This is a genomic window from Streptomyces sp. SDT5-1 (genome assembly GCF_052245995.1).
In the GTDB taxonomy this organism is placed as follows: Bacteria; Actinomycetota; Actinomycetes; order Streptomycetales; family Streptomycetaceae; genus Streptomyces.
Window position 1 is genome coordinate 3,496,727 of sequence record NZ_CM125963.1, and the last position, 14,129, is coordinate 3,510,855.

The 14,129-nt window shown below is 73.7% G+C and carries 15 protein-coding genes; 3 read left to right on the forward strand and 12 right to left on the reverse strand.

All coding sequences use genetic code 11. The annotated features are described in order from the left end of the window. Positions 1 to 61: 61 nt before the first annotated feature. From ACTWJ8_RS16225 to ACTWJ8_RS16245, 5 genes are all read right to left on the reverse strand, one after another. Positions 62 to 934 carry a 2-aminoethylphosphonate ABC transporter permease subunit gene (locus ACTWJ8_RS16225; protein WP_443264251.1) on the reverse strand — a complete coding sequence of 291 codons (873 nt, stop codon included), beginning with the start codon at positions 932 to 934 and terminating at the stop codon, positions 62 to 64. Beyond that, entirely contained in the window at positions 927 to 1,991 is a 1,065-nt protein-coding gene (locus tag ACTWJ8_RS16230) for an ABC transporter ATP-binding protein (RefSeq protein ID WP_443264904.1), read from the reverse strand. Before ACTWJ8_RS16230 ends, ACTWJ8_RS16225 begins: the two co-directional genes overlap by 8 nt. A 156-nt stretch (positions 1,992 to 2,147) precedes the next feature. After that, on the reverse strand, positions 2,148 to 2,915 hold the full coding sequence (locus ACTWJ8_RS16235) for a GntR family transcriptional regulator (protein ID WP_356376403.1): 768 nt from the start codon (positions 2,913 to 2,915) through the stop codon (positions 2,148 to 2,150). A 45-nt stretch (positions 2,916 to 2,960) separates the two neighbouring features. After that, positions 2,961 to 3,665, reverse strand: a complete 705-nt coding sequence (locus ACTWJ8_RS16240; protein WP_443264252.1) for a hypothetical protein — start codon at positions 3,663 to 3,665, stop codon at positions 2,961 to 2,963. Positions 3,666 to 3,776: 111 nt separating this feature from the next. Then, positions 3,777 to 4,868 carry an ROK family transcriptional regulator gene (locus tag ACTWJ8_RS16245; protein ID WP_443264253.1) on the reverse strand — a complete coding sequence of 364 codons (1,092 nt, stop codon included), beginning with the start codon at positions 4,866 to 4,868 and terminating at the stop codon, positions 3,777 to 3,779. Between the two features lie 101 nt (positions 4,869 to 4,969). On the opposite strand from ACTWJ8_RS16245, the gene ACTWJ8_RS16250 reads away from it, so the two are divergent. Together ACTWJ8_RS16250 and ACTWJ8_RS16255 are read left to right on the forward strand one after the other, a co-directional pair. Next, positions 4,970 to 6,052, forward strand: a complete 1,083-nt coding sequence (locus ACTWJ8_RS16250) for a Gfo/Idh/MocA family protein (RefSeq protein WP_443264255.1) — start codon at positions 4,970 to 4,972, stop codon at positions 6,050 to 6,052. Then, positions 6,049 to 6,522, forward strand: a complete 474-nt coding sequence (locus ACTWJ8_RS16255) for a heme-degrading domain-containing protein (protein WP_443264257.1) — start codon at positions 6,049 to 6,051, stop codon at positions 6,520 to 6,522. Before ACTWJ8_RS16250 ends, ACTWJ8_RS16255 begins: the two co-directional genes overlap by 4 nt. Here ACTWJ8_RS16255 and ACTWJ8_RS16260 read toward each other — a convergent pair. From ACTWJ8_RS16260 to ACTWJ8_RS16280, 5 genes are all read right to left on the reverse strand, one after another. After that, positions 6,512 to 7,627 carry a choice-of-anchor A family protein gene (locus tag ACTWJ8_RS16260; RefSeq protein ID WP_443264259.1) on the reverse strand — a complete coding sequence of 372 codons (1,116 nt, stop codon included), beginning with the start codon at positions 7,625 to 7,627 and terminating at the stop codon, positions 6,512 to 6,514. The genes ACTWJ8_RS16255 and ACTWJ8_RS16260 overlap by 11 nt on opposite strands. A 359-nt stretch (positions 7,628 to 7,986) precedes the next feature. Then, entirely contained in the window at positions 7,987 to 8,844 is an 858-nt protein-coding gene (locus ACTWJ8_RS16265; RefSeq protein ID WP_356376387.1) for a fumarylacetoacetate hydrolase family protein, read from the reverse strand. A 145-nt stretch (positions 8,845 to 8,989) separates the two neighbouring features. Next, positions 8,990 to 9,757 (reverse strand): YidC/Oxa1 family membrane protein insertase, encoded by a 768-nt coding sequence (locus ACTWJ8_RS16270; RefSeq protein ID WP_443264261.1) that lies wholly within the window; start codon positions 9,755 to 9,757, stop codon positions 8,990 to 8,992. Between the two features lie 108 nt (positions 9,758 to 9,865). Continuing rightward, positions 9,866 to 10,189 carry a DUF6412 domain-containing protein gene (locus ACTWJ8_RS16275; RefSeq protein WP_356376381.1) on the reverse strand — a complete coding sequence of 108 codons (324 nt, stop codon included), beginning with the start codon at positions 10,187 to 10,189 and terminating at the stop codon, positions 9,866 to 9,868. Positions 10,190 to 10,236: 47 nt separating this feature from the next. After that, positions 10,237 to 10,767 carry a winged helix-turn-helix transcriptional regulator gene (locus tag ACTWJ8_RS16280; protein ID WP_356376378.1) on the reverse strand — a complete coding sequence of 177 codons (531 nt, stop codon included), beginning with the start codon at positions 10,765 to 10,767 and terminating at the stop codon, positions 10,237 to 10,239. 119 nt (positions 10,768 to 10,886) lie between these two features. On the opposite strand from ACTWJ8_RS16280, the gene ACTWJ8_RS16285 reads away from it, so the two are divergent. After that, positions 10,887 to 12,320 (forward strand): MFS transporter, encoded by a 1,434-nt coding sequence (locus ACTWJ8_RS16285; RefSeq protein ID WP_443264263.1) that lies wholly within the window; start codon positions 10,887 to 10,889, stop codon positions 12,318 to 12,320. A 68-nt stretch (positions 12,321 to 12,388) separates the two neighbouring features. Here the strand turns inward: ACTWJ8_RS16285 and ACTWJ8_RS16290 are convergent, their stop codons facing one another. Together ACTWJ8_RS16290 and ACTWJ8_RS16295 are read right to left on the reverse strand one after the other, a co-directional pair. Beyond that, positions 12,389 to 13,858: a sodium:solute symporter family protein gene (locus tag ACTWJ8_RS16290; RefSeq protein ID WP_443264906.1), complete on the reverse strand. Its 1,470-nt coding sequence runs from the start codon at positions 13,856 to 13,858 to the stop codon at positions 12,389 to 12,391. Between the two features lie 38 nt (positions 13,859 to 13,896). Next, positions 13,897 to 14,100 (reverse strand): DUF3311 domain-containing protein, encoded by a 204-nt coding sequence (locus tag ACTWJ8_RS16295; RefSeq protein WP_356376372.1) that lies wholly within the window; start codon positions 14,098 to 14,100, stop codon positions 13,897 to 13,899. Positions 14,101 to 14,129: the final 29 nt, after the last annotated feature.

Here is a 14,129-nt window from a genome sequence, read left to right on the forward strand (position 1 = left end):
GGCGGCCGGCGGCAGGTCCTCGGGCGAGGGGCGCCCGCTTCCGACCCACGAGGCGGAGCGCCTATGTACGAGCACGGCGGCTCACCACCCTGTAGAGGCCGTAGAGGCCCACGGAGACGAGGACGTTGACGACGGCGACGACGCAGGCGCCCGGGTAGTCGGACTCGAGGATCGCCTTGCTGTAGACGAGGGTCGGGAGCGTCGTGACGCCCTTGGCGCCGGTGAACAGGACGATGCCGAACTCGTTCAGGCACAGGACGAGGACCAGCGAACCGCCGGCCGCGAGCGCGGGCAGCGCCTCCGGCAGGATCACCTGCCGCACGATCCGGGCGGGCCGCGCCCCGAGCGACGCCGCGACCTCCAGCTGCGCCGTCTCCACCTGCGAGAACGCGGCGAGCAGCGGGCGCATCACGAACGGCGTGAAGTACGTGATCTCGGCGAGCAGCACGCCCCACGGCGTGGCCAGGAACTGGAAGGGCCCGGTGGCCGCGCCGGTGACGTCCGTCCACAGCCCGTTGGCCATGCCCACCTGCCCGTACACGAACAGCAGGGCGAGGGTGATCAGGAAGGAGGGGAAGGACAGGAAGACGTCGATGAAGCGGGCGACAGCCTTGGCGCCGGGGAACGGCACGAAGGCGACGATCAGCGCGAGCGCGAGGCCGAGGACGAGGCAGCCGACCGTGGACCCGACGGCGAGCCACACCGTCGTGCCGAGCGCCTCGCGGAACGCGCCGGACGCGAAGACGTCGGCGTACGGCTCCAGGGAGGTGCCGCCGGTGTCGGGGGTGAGCGACTGCCGGCCGACGAGGAAGAGCGGGTAGAGGAAGACGACGGCGAGCGCGGCGACGGGCGGCAGCGCCCATATCCAACCGTTGTTCCTGGTACGGGACGTGGCGGCGCCCTGCCGGGGCGCGGCGAGGGTGGCGCTAGCCATGGGCTCCCACCCCCGCGGTGAGGAGTACGGCATCCTCCGGCGCGAAGTGCACGGTGACGCGCTCCCCCAGCGACGGCGGCTCGCGCAGTTCGCGCAGGTCGGCCTTGACGCGGTGGCCCTCGACGTCGACGTACAGGCGGTGCGTGGAGCCGCGCCACTGGACCTCGGCGACCTCGCCCGTCAGGGAGTTGGGGCCCTCGCCGAGGCCGACGTGGTGCGGGCGCACGCACAGGGTGGCCGTGGCCCCGGCCGCGATGTCCTGGGTCGGGACCTTCAGCTCGGCGCCGCCGAAGGAGACGGTGTCGGTGCCGACCCGTACGGGGAGCAGGTTGGCGTTGCCCACGAAGGAGGCGGTGAACTCGGTGCGGGGCCTGCGGTACAGGTCCTGGGGCGTGCCGACGTCCTGGAGGCGGGCCTTGTCCATGACGGCGATGCGGTCGGCGAGGGTGAGCGCCTCGACCTGGTCGTGGGTGACGTACAGGATCGAGACGTCGGGCAGTTCGCGGTGCAGCCGGGCGAGTTCGGCGAGCATTCCGGAGCGGAGGGTGGCGTCCAGCGCGGAGAGCGGCTCGTCGAGCAGCAGCACTCCGGGGCGCACGGCGAGGGCGCGGGCGATGGCGACGCGCTGCTGCTGGCCGCCGGAGAGCTCGCGCGGGTAGCGCTTGGCGTAGGCGGCCATGCCGGTCAGCTCGAGAGCCTCGGCGACACGCCCCGGGATCTCGTTCTTCGGCACCTTCTGCGCCCTCATCCCGAAGGCCACGTTGTCCTCGACGCGCAGGTGTGGGAAGAGGGCGTACTGCTGCACGACCATGCCGATGCCGCGGCGGTGCGGGGGCAGGTCGGTGACGTCGCGGTCGCCGAGCAGCACCCGTCCCGAGGCGGGGCGCACGAACCCGGCGACGGCGCGCAGCGCGGTGGTCTTCCCCGAGCCCGACGGGCCGAGGAGGGCCATCACCTCGCCGGGCTCGACGGTCAGGTCGAGGGAGTCGAGGACGGTGGTGCCGCCGTACGCGACCGAGACCCGGTCGAACCGGATGCCGCTCAGCTTCTGGTCGATGTCTCTCACGGCGGCCACGCTGCTGGCGGCGGGTGTCCCTCGCGGAGCGGCGCGGCAACGGGACGGTGAACGGGCACCCAAGCTTGGCCCAGACCCGTTACGTTTCCGTTATTCACCCGCGGCACCGTTGGTCAACTGGCCTCCAGGGACCGGGGGTTACCGGGCGTCCGGCCCCAAACGCGCGGTGAACGAGAACCGGTCCCCGCGGTAAAGCGTCCGCACCCGCTCCGTGGCGCGGCGCCCGTCGTCGTACGAGATCCGGTGGATGAGCAGCATCGGCAGCGCGGGCGGCGTGCCGATGAGCAGGGCCTCGCGCGGGGTCGCGAGCACCGTCTCGATGCGCTCGTCGGCGGAGCCGAACTCGATGCCGAGGCGGTCGTGGACGTACGAGTAGAACGAGGAGTCGGGGTCGAACTCGACGTCGAGGCGCGGCACCCGGGACACCGGGACGTAGGTCGACTCCAGGCCCACCCGCTCGTCGTCGGCGAGCAGCACACGCTCCATGTGCCAGACGGGTTCGCCGCGTTCCAGGCCGATCTCGGTGGCGAGGGCGGGCGGGCACGGGAAGCGTTCCAGGCCGATGAGGGTGCGGCCGGGGCGCCGGCCCTGCCTGCGGACGCCCTCCGTGTACGAGGCGAGGGAGAGCGGCTGCGCCAGTTTCGGGCCCGCGACGACGGTGCCGCGGCCGTGCCGCCGCAGCCGGCCTTCGAGCAGCAGATCGCGCAGCGCCTGGCGCACGGTCTCGCGGGAGACCTCGTGGCGCAGGGCGAGTTCGCGCTCGGTGGGGAGAGTGTCGCCCTCGTCCAACTCCCCGATGAGCGCGGCGATGTGCGCCTTCACGGCGTAGTACTTGGGGATGCGACCGTGCTCGGGGATGCCGTCGCGCACGGGGGCGCCGGGGGCCTGGTCGTTCGGGTAGTCCACGCGGCGATGTTCGCAGACGCGGGTGAACGGGGCGGGGCGGGTGGCTCAGCGCGTGCGAGTGCGGAGGCGGCGGCCCACCAGGACGAGGGCGGCGCCCGCGAGGAGGAGGCTGCCGGAGGCGGCGGCGAGGCCGAGGCTCGTGCGGGTGCCGGTACGGGCCAGTTCCTCCGCCTTCTTCGCGAGGGCGGGGCCCGCGGGCTCCTCGTCGATGGCGAACGGGTAGGCGCGGGACTCGCCCACCCAGTCGCCGTCGTCGTCCTTGCGGCGGACCAGGGCGGCGGTGGCGGTGACGCGGTCGGGGCGGGTGGCGCCGGTGAACGCGAGACGGACGTCGACGGTGACGGTGTCGCCCGCGCCGACGGAGAACCCCGGGAAGTCGTCGAACACGCCGATGTTCTCGTCGCGGTCGGTGCGTTCCACGGTCGCCGGGCGCCAGCGGCCGGCGTCACGGAACTCCAGGCGGATGTGTTTCGGCGTCAGTTTCCGGCTGTCGTCGACCAGGACGAGGAGGGGGTGCAGGTCGGCGCAGCGGGTGGCGGTGGTGTTGGTCAGGGCGAGGGAGAAGTGCCGGGGCGTGTCGCCGGGGTGGTACATGGTGGGGCCGTCGGTGATGCGGGTGTCGACCGGGAAGTCGCCGCGCTTCGCGGAGGCGCAGGAGCGGGTGCCGGTGTCGGCGGTGGCCGGGACGGCCGTGAGGGCGAAGGTGGCGGTGGCGGTGACGCCGAGGAGGAACGGGCGACGCGGTCGCATGGAGGCCCTTCGCTGGTCGCGGACAGTCGTCCGCGATCACGCTCCCACTCGGAGCCCCGCGCCCGACCGCGCCACGCCCACGGGTCCCCCGTCCGGCCGAGGGCGAGGTCGCTACACGGAGTCGCGGCCGAACATCGGGGCCAGGATCATGTGGGCCGCGCCCTCCGCCGCCTGGGACTCGCCGCCGGGGGCCGCCCGGACGGGGATCGTGGGGGCGCCGCCCTCGCGGTGCGCCCGCGCGGCCATCACCCGCTCCACGCCCCGCACGAAGCACTCCTCGTGCGCCGCCACTGTCCGCCCGCCGAGCAGCACCGCGTCGATGTCCAGCAGGCTGACGAGGTTCGCCGCTCCCTCCCCCAGGACCCGCGCCGCCTCCTCCAGACCGCCGGAGGCGACCGCCGCGAGGCAGAGCGCCTCGATGCAGCCCCGGTTGCCGCACCCGCACACCGGACCGTCCAACTGGATGACCTGGTGGCCGAATTCGCCCGCCCCCGTGCGCGCGCCCCGGTACAGGGAACCGTCGAGGACGAGCCCCGCCCCCAGCCCCGTACCGAGATGCAGATACGCGAAGGAGCGCGCGCCCTCGCCCTCCAGCGCGAGCCCGAGCGCCGCCGCGTTCGTGTCCTTGTCCACGACGACCGGCAGCCCCAGCCGCTCGGCGAGCGCGTCGCGCAGCGGGAAGCCGTCCCACTGCGGAAAACCGGTCACCCGATGCAGCACCCCCGCCGCGTGGTCGAGCGGCCCCGGCACGGCGACCCCCACCCCGAGCACCGTCCGCGCCGCCTCCGCGTCGAGCAGCGCGTCCACCTCGCACGCCGCCGCCCCGAGCACCGCGTCGGCGCCCGCGCCCAGGTCGAGCGGCGCGCGGCGGGCCGCGACGACCGCACCGGACAGATCGGCGAGGACGGTGTGCAGCTCGTCGCGGTCCAGGTGAAGGCCGACCGCGTGCCCGGCCCCCGCGAGCAGCCGCAGCACCGTGCGCGGCTTGCCGCCCGTGGACGCCCTGCGCCCCGCCTCCACGGCGAGCCCGTCGGCCCGCAGCCGCGCCGTGATCTTGCTGACGGCCTGCGGCGTGAGCCCGGTGCGCTCGGCCAGCTCGAGACGGCTTATCCCGGGCTCCCCCGCGGTGCGCAGCAGGTCGAGCACGAGCGCCGCGTTGTGCCCGCGCAGGGCGCTCAGGTTCGCGCCCACGGTCGCCGCCATGGTCCTCCTCACGTGTGGGGTCACCCGTCCATTGTCCCTTGCGCTTGCACTTTGGCAACACCGTTGCTTAAGTGGGAGTCATGGAACGTAGGGAAGAACGCATGACCGGTACGGGTGCTCCCTCGCGCGTGGGCCTGATCGGCTACGGGCTGGCGGGCTCCGTCTTCCACGCCCCGCTGATCGCCGCCACCGACGGCCTGGTCCTCGACACGGTCGTCACGTCGAACCCCGAGCGGCAGGCCCAGGCCCGCGCCGAGCACGGCGACGACCTGCGCTTCGTCGACTCCCCCGACGACCTGTGGCAGCATGCGGACGAGCTCGACCTGATCGTCATCGCCTCGCCGAACAAGACGCACGTGCCGCTCGCGAAGGCCGCCGTCGCCGCGGGCCTCCCGGTCGTCGTCGACAAGCCGGTCGCCGGCACCGCCGCCGAGGCCCGCGAGCTCGCGGAACTCGCCGACAAGCGGGGCGTGCTGCTCTCCGTCTTCCAGAACCGCCGCTGGGACAACGACTTCCTGACGCTCCAGAAGCTGCTCGGCGAGGGCGAGCTCGGCGACGTCTGGCGCTTCGAGTCCCGTTTCGAGCGCTGGCGCCCGCACCCCAAGGGCGGCTGGCGCGAGTCCGGCGACCCGCAGGAGATCGGCGGGCTCCTGTACGACCTGGGCAGCCACGTCGTCGACCAGGCCCTGGTCCTGTTCGGTCCCGCCGTCTCCGTGTACGCCGAGTCCGATGTGCGCCGACCGGGCGCCGAGGCCGACGACGACACGTTCATCGCGATCACCCATGCGAACGGCGTCCGCTCCCACCTGTACGTCTCCGCCACCACCGCCCAGCTCGGCCCGCGCTTCCGCGTCCTCGGCTCGCAGGCCGGCTTCGTGAAGTACGGCCTCGACCCGCAGGAGGCCGCCCTGCGCGACGGGAAGCGTCCGGCGGCCGGCGAGCCGTGGGGCGTCGAGGGCGAGCCGCTGTGGGGCCGGGTCGGCTCCGGCGAGTCCCCGCTGACCGGCGGCGGCCGCCCGTACGCGACGGTCGACGGCGACTACCCGGCGTACTACGCCGCCGTGGCCGCGGCCCTGCGCGACGGCGCGCCCAACCCGGTGCCCGCCGGCCAGGCCGCCGACGCGCTCGACGTCCTGGAGGCGGCCCGCGTATCCGCCCGCGACGGTGTGACGGTGAAGCTGTGACGAACCCCGAGAACGCGCCGCAGATCCCCGAGCTGGAGGAGCAGGAGCGCCGCCTGGTGCTCGACTCCTTCACGTACGACGACGCGTGGGCCCTCGGCAATCTGCTGGTCGACCTGGCGCGCGAGCGGCAGGCGCCCGTCGCGATCGACATCACGCGCGGCGGCCAGCAGCTGTTCCACGCGGCGCTGCCCGGCTCGGCGCCGGACAACGACGCGTGGATCGCCCGCAAGCGCCGCGTCGTCGAGCGCTACCACGCCTCGTCGTACCTGGTCGGCAGCCGGTTCCGGGCCAAGGGCACGACGTTCGAGGACGCCTCGCGCCTCGACCCGGACACGTACGCGGCCCACGGCGGCGCCTTCCCGATCGCCGTACGGGGAGCGGGAGTCGTCGGCGCCGTCGTGGTCTCGGGCCTCCCTCAGGTCGAGGACCACAAACTGGTGGTCACGGCCCTGGAGCGGTTCACGAAGTAACCCTCCTGCGCCGCGCCGCCCAGACGGCCGCCGATCCGAGCGCGGCGGTCAGCGCCGCGATCCCTCCGATCACGACGGCCCCCGGCGACGTACCGGTGTCGGCGAGGTGTCCCCCGCCACCGCCGTACCCTCCGGCGTCCCCGCCGCCCCCGGTCCCGCCACCGTTGTCACCGCCGCCGGTGGACGGCGCCGGGGTGGAGTCGGAGGGGCTGGGGGTGGGCGTGGGGGTCGTCTCGCTCGGTCCAGGGGACGGGGTGGTCTCGCTGGGGCTCGGCGCCGGAGTCGTACGGGTCGGCGTGGGCGTGGGGATCGTGGGCGTGGGCGTGGGGGTCGCGGTCGTCTGTGTCGGCGTCGGCGTGGGGGTCAGGTGGGTCGGTGTCGGTGTCGGTGTGGGCGACTCGTCGCACGTCGGCAGGTCGCCGTCGAACGGGTACGCGTGGAGTTCCTGGCCCCCGCCGCCGCCCGCCGCGGACGTGTGGGTGAGCGAACCGGCGGTGTAGAAGCGGCCGTTGACCCCGGACATGGTCAGGGTCGTCGTGCTCGCCGGGTTGCCGACGAGCACGCTGCCAGAGAACTGCGTGCCGCCCGCGAGCTCCACGCCGCTCGCGTCGGGGAAGTTCCACAGCAGCCGGTCCCGCAGCTCGGCGGGGAGCATCCCCTCGTACGTGTTGATCCTCCGGGCGTCGCCGTACGCGTTGACCAGGACCGTGGCGCCCGACGGGATGCCCTCGAACCGGAAGCCGCCCATGCCGCCGCCCGCGGCGACCATGTCGAAGTCGATGTCGAAGACCTGGAGCCGGGAGCTGCCGTCGCCGGTGAAGACGGTGGTGTAGCCGTCGTTGACGGCGGTGCCGGTCGGGGTGCGGCGGGCGTCCCCGTCGTAGGCGTAGCAGTGGCTGGCGTCGGTGAGCTGCTGCCGCAGCGCCCGGTACGGGGCGGCGGCGTCGGGGTCGTGCACGGACTTCGACTCGACGGTGCCGTCGAGCGCGCCCGCGTACCGGGCGACCCCGTGCGCCGACGCGTCCTCCACGGCGACCCGCTCCCCCGCCGCGACGGACAGATCGCCGCCGGTGGTCAGGTAGTCGGTCCCGTCGTCCGGCGGCACGGAGGGCCTCCGGCCCCGGCTGCCTTGTCACCTGGGGCTTCCGGACGGAGTCCGGGAGGCGGGGCACGGGCGGCCCAGCACTGCGGCGGCCATCCGTCGGCACGGGCCCCGAGAGTGGCGGACGAGACCCGCACCACGGTTCTTTGGGCCAACGCCGTGAAGCCGCCCGCCCCGCCCTGCGCCCGTTCTTTGAAGCCCCTCCGGCGATTGAGGAGCGGGGCCCGGGGCAGCGCCCCGTGACCGCCCCCCACGGAGGGGGACACGGACAGATGCGGGGTGGGCAGGGCGGCGGTTCGGGGCGGCCGGGCACGCCGCGGCACGCGCGGTGCCCGGAACGCCCACCCGGCCCCGCGGAGCGGTTACGCGCCCTTGAGTTCCTGGCGCTGGTGGCCCAAGCCCTCGATCTCCAGTTCCACCACGTCGCCCGCCCGCAGATACGGCTTCGGCTCCGGCTGGCCCATCGCGACGCCCGCGGGCGTGCCGGTGTTGATGACGTCGCCGGGGTACAGGGTCATGAACTGGCTGACGTAGCGGACCACTTCGGCCACCGGGAAGATCTGGTCGGCGGTCGTGCCGTTCTGCTTGAGGTCGCCGTTCACCCAGAGCTTGAGGCCGAGCGCCTGCGGGTCGGGGACCTCGTCCGCGGTGACGAGCCACGGGCCGAGCGGGTTGAACGTCTCGCAGTTCTTGCCCTTGTCCCACGTGCCGCCGCGCTCGATCTGGAACTCGCGCTCGGACACGTCGTGCGCCACCGCGTACCCGGCGACGCAGCGCAGCGCCTCCTCGTGGGACTCGACGTAGCGGGCCGTGCGCCCGATGACGACGGCCAGCTCCACCTCCCAGTCCGTCTTGACGGAGCCGCGCGGCACGAGCACCGTGTCGTCGGGCCCGACGACCGTGTCGGCCGCCTTGAAGAACACGACCGGTTCGGCGGGCGGCTCGGCGCCGGTCTCCGCCGCGTGGTCGTGGTAGTTCAGCCCGATGCACACGACCTTGCCGATCCGGGCCACCGGCGGTCCGATCCGCAGCCCCGACGCGTCGAGGGCGGGCAGCTCCCCGGCCGCCGCGGCGGCCCGTACGCGCTCGAGCGCGGCGTCGTCGGCGAGCAGCGCCCCGTCGACGTCCGTGACGAGTTCCGACAGGTCGCGCAGGGTTCCCCCGGCGTCGAGCAGCGCGGGGCGCTCGGCTCCGGCGGGTCCGACTCGCAGCAGCTTCATGGTGTAACTCCCTCTGCAGTAGGAGGAGCCTCCACGGCCCGGTGCGGCGTGCAGCCATCGGAGGACTGGTCGATCCTCCAAGGAGAACGTCCAGTCCGCAATACCCCGTTCACGGACTGGACCCGCCCCGCCGCCCGGCGTGACCTCAGAGCGCGGGCGCGGCCGCCGCCCCGCCCGCGTACGGCATGTCCCGGTAGAGGACGGCGCGCTCGATGGAGCTCCAGGTCGTCGACGTGACGACGTACAGCGCGGCGGCGAGCGGCACGTAGGCCACCGTGAACAGGGTGAAGAAGGACATCAGCGGCATGAACCTGCCCATCGCCGCCATGCCCGGCACCTGCTGGTCGCCTTGCGGTGCGATCGGCCCGGCCTGCGCCATCTGTCGCTTGGTGCGCCGGTAGTTGAAGCTCGCGACGGCGGCGACGAGCGCGAACAGCGCCACGTAGACGAGCCCCTGCGGGCCGAACAGGCCGCCGTGCGCGAGCGCGTCGTGGAAGCGGCCGCCGAGCGGGGCGGCGCCGAGGGTGTGGCCGAGCAGGGAGTTGGGCTCGCCGCCGATGCTGCTGTTGGAGAACAGGTGGTAGAGCAGGAAGAACGCCGGCATCTGGCAGAGCATCGGCAGGCAGCCGGTGAGCGGGGAGACCTTCTCCTCACGGTGCAGCTCCATGATCGCCTTCTGCATCGCCTCGGGGCTGTTCTTGTGCTTCTTGCGCAGCTCGGCGATGCGCGGCTGGAGCTTGGCCCGTTCCCGCTGGCCGCGGGCCGCCGCCCGGGACAGCGGGTGGACGAGGAGCCGTACGAGCGCGGTGAACAGGACGATGGCCGCGGCTGTCGCGGAGGCGCCGATGAGCGGCTGGATGAGGTCGGCGATGTGCTCGACCAGGCTGGCGAAAACGGACATGAACGACGACATGGGTGAGCCCTCCGTGGGTCTCGTCGTGCCTGACATCAGGAAAGGTGAGTCGGCGTGACGGACTGCCGCCCCGAGGCGGTCGAGGGCGCTGGGCCAGGCGCTAGGGGGTCAGCAGGACGTCGGGACGGGACGTCCGGGCGCTCGGGGCCGGGGGCGGCCCGATGCGTCGGGATCGCGCTGCGGCAGGAACGCGGTGCGCCGCTCGCGGTCGCGGATGGCGGTGCGCACGCGGGTGGGCGCCACGGCGGGCGCGGAGCGCGCGGCCAGGACGGCGCAGGCGGCGAGCGCGGAGCCCGCGGCGGCGGTCGCGGCGAGCGTGACGGCGCCGACGAGGCTTCCGGTGTCGACGAGCGTCGACCCGAGGAGGACGACGAGCAGCAGGGCGAGGGGCCGCAGCGCTGCGGGCCCGCCGGTGGCGGTGGTGCGCGCCATGTCCCTGCCTCCTCCCGCCGCTCGTGCGGTCGCTGTCGTCCTGCCAGTTATACAGGCTCGGTGACGACAGGCTGAAGGAGGCGTCGCGGTTCGAGCAGGGCGCGGCTGACCGGGTCGGCCGGGTCGGGGTCGAGTCCTGCGCCCGGCAGCATCTCGACGTCCTCGAGGGCGACGGGCCCGCCGCCGCACGCCGCGCACTCGCCGACGACGCCGATCGGCGACCCGCACGCGGCGTGCCGGAACTCGCGCATCGGCAGCGAGTCGGGCAGCTCCCGCCCCCACGCGCCGAGCGCCCGTACGGCGGGCCACAGTCCGCGCCCGCGCTCGGTCACGACGTACTCGTGGCGCGGCGGCGACTCCTGGTACCGCCGCTTCTCCAGGACGCCCGCGGCGGTGAGGGCCTGGAGCCGGCCGGCGAGGACGGCGCGCGGGATGCCGAGGTGGACGAGGAAGTCGTTGTAGCGCCGCACGCCGTAGAGCGCGTCGCGGACGACGAGCAGCGTCCAGCGCTCGCCGACGATCTCCAGTGCGCGGGCGAGCGAGCACTCCTGCGACGCGTAGTCCTTGCCGAGAGCCATGCCCCCACTGTAGCCACTTTCCGCCTTCAAGGTTCAGTGACCGAACTGACCGTGCTACGTTCATGGAACCCCAGTAAGTTCATTCACTGAACCTGACCTGAGACGGGATGGGCCCACCCATGCCACAGCCAGCTCCGCAGCCCGTACGCACCCACCTGCCGCCCGGGAACGGCTCCCCGGCCACCGCGTCGCCCCGCCCCGCCGCCACCCTCGCCGTCACGAGCGCGGCGACGGCCGTGGCCCTCATGACGTACACCGCGCCGATGATCACGCTCGCCGACACGGCGGCCTCCCTGCACACCGGGCTCTCCGCCCAGGCCTGGCTCCTGAACGGCACGCCGCTCGGCCTCGCCGCGCTGCTCCTCGTCGCGGGCAGCCTCGCCGACGACTACGGGCGGCGCCGTGCCTTCGTCCTCGGCACGGCCCTGCTCGCCGTCACCACCGCCCTCGGCGCGCTCGCCACGAACACCCTCCTGTTCACGCTCGCCCGGATCGCCCAGGGCGCCGCGTCCGCCGCGATCCTCGCCGCGAGCCTCGGCCTCCTCGTGCACGCGTTCCCGAGCCCGGCGGGCCGGGTGCGGGCGACCGGGGTGTGGGGCGCGTTCGTCAGCGGCGGCATCGCGCTCGGCCCGGTGGTGGCGGGCGCCGTCACGGACCTCGCCGACTGGCGCTGGGCGTACGGGGTGCTCGCCCTGGCCACGGCCCTCGTCGCGGTCCTCGCGCCGCGCGCGCTCACCGAGTCCCGGTCCCCGCGCGGCGGCCGCCCCGACCTGCCCGGTGCCCTCACCCTCGGCCTCGCCCTGGTCGCGCTCCTCGCCGCGCTGACGCTCGGCCGCGACGGCTGGCTGCGCGCCCCCGTCGGCGCCCTGCTCGTGACGGCGGCCGTACTCCTCGCGGCGTTCGCGGCGATCGAGCGCCGCACCCGCACGCCCATGATCGACCTGACGCTGCTGCGCCGCCCGCTCTTCCTGGCGTCGACGGCGGGCGCGTTCTTCACCGGCCTCGCCGTCGTGGCGCTCTTCTCCTACGTCCCGACGCTCGTGCAGCACACGATGGGCGTGACCGCGATGGGCACGGCGGGCCTGTTCGTGCTCTGGTCCGGGACGTCGTTCGTGGTGGCGCTCCAGGCCAGGCGGCTCGCGGGCCGGGTCTCGCCGCGACACCAACTGGCCGCCGGTTTCGTGCTGCACGCGGTGGCGGTGGCGACGATGCTGGGCGCGGCGGGCTCGGGCGACTGGACGCGGCTGCTGCCCGGCCTCGTCGTCTCCGGCGCCGGAAGCGGCCTGCTGAACGCGGCGCTGCCGCTCCTCGCGGTCGACTCGGTGCCGGCCGACCGGGCGGCGATGGGCTCGGGCGCCAACAACACGTCCCGCTACATCGGTTCGGCGGCGGGCGTGGCCCTGATGATCGCGGTCGCCACGTCGACAGGCACCACGCGCCACGCCCTGGACCGGGGCACGAACGCGGTGCTCGTGGTGTCGGCGGCGCTGGCCCTCGCGGCGGCGGCGCTGCTGCTCGTACTGCGGGAGCGCAGGGCGCCCGCGGCCGACTGACGGCTCACGCCACCGGAGCCGCGGCCGACCGACCGCTCACGCCGCCGACGCCGGGGGCCGACCGACCGTCACGCCGTCGGCGCCGGGGCCGCCTCCTCGGCGATCGGGTCCCGCGCCAGCACCACCTCGTCCGGCCGTTCGTCGCGATCGGCCGGACGCGCGTACGTCACCGCCATCGTGACCACGAGATTGACGGCGAGCGCGACGATCCCGGCGTTCACCCCGAACACGGGATCGTGCCCGCTGAACACGAGCCCGCAGACGACGCCCACTCCCACCACGAGCCCGCTCACCGCGCCGACGAAGCTCAGCCTCCGCCACAACAGCCCCACCAGCAGCATCGGCACGAGCTGCGCCATCCCCTCGTACGAGATGAGGGAGAGCCGTACGAGGGTGTTGGGCGCGGCGTACGTGAGGATGAGCGCGAGCGTGCCCGCGACGACCACGACGACCTGCGACCCGGTCTTCTGCGCCCGCGACGAGTCCCGCCACCGCGGCACGAGGGAGAGCACGCTGCTTCCCCACATCGTCCCGATGACCAGCATGAACACGGCCATCGGCACGATCGACGAGAGCGCGGCGGCGACCCCGACGAGCCCGACGACCCACGCGGGCAGCGAGTCGACGACGAGCTTGAACAGCGCGAGATTCGAGTCCGCCCCGGTGAGTCCGGGCACGACGAACAGCGCCGCCATCCCCAGCAGCATCGGCACGAACAGCAGCACGTTGTACGCGGGCAGCCACATGGCATTGCGCCGCAGCGCGTCGGCGCTGCGCGCGCCCAGATATCCGGCGACGGTCGTCGGGAAGATGACGACGGTGAGCGCGTTCAGGAAGGTGGTGGTGGCGAACCACCCCTCCCCGTACGGCGATCCACCACTGCCCGGCAGCGTCAGCCACGCGCTCTTCTCCTCGACGAGCCGGTCGAGGAAGGCCCCGTAGCCGTCGAAGTAGTGCAGCGGCACGTAGAAGGCGAGAAAGGCGAGCGTGACGATGACGAGCAGGTCCTTGAGGACCGACACCCACGCGCTGCCCCGCAACCCGCTGACCACCACGAACAACGTGGTGACGGCGAAGCCGACGAAGTAGGCCCAGTCGAGGCTGACGGCCCCGTACGAGATCGTCGAGACGACGACGCCCATGCCCGTGATCTGCAACTGGATGTACGGGAGCAGGAACACGGTGACGAGGACGGCGACGGCGGCGCCGAGCCACGGCCTGCGGTACCGGTGGGCGACCATGTCGGTGATGCTGACGAGCCCGTGCTGCCGCGCGTACGACCACAGCAGCGGCCCGACGACGTACCCGATGGCGTATCCGCACGACATGTAGGCGACGACGTACAGCACCGGGGCGCCGTAGTTGTACCCCCACCCGGCGGCACCGAGATAGCTGAAACTCGTGTACCCCTCCCCGGCCATCAGCACCCACACGAAGACGGCCCCGAGCGAGCGCCCGCCCACGGACCACTCGGCGAGCCCGCCGCCGCTGCCCCGGCCGCGTACGGCGAGCAGCCCGAGGGCGACGGTCGCGACCATGAAGACGCCGAAGAGGGTGGTGGCGACGGCGGCGTCGCTCACTTGCCGGCCCCCTTGAGCCGCTGGTCCCCGCGCCAGGTGAGCCAGGCGGCGAACGGGGTGACGAGGGTGGCCCCCAGCAGCCACACGAACAGGAACGGCAGCCCGAACACGACGGGTTCGACGCGGTTCACGAAGGGCAGCGCGCCGATGTAGAGCACGAAGGGGACGAGGAGCCAGAGCAGATGGGGCCGTTTGATCACGAAACGGCAGCTTAACGGGGGTGTCGGCG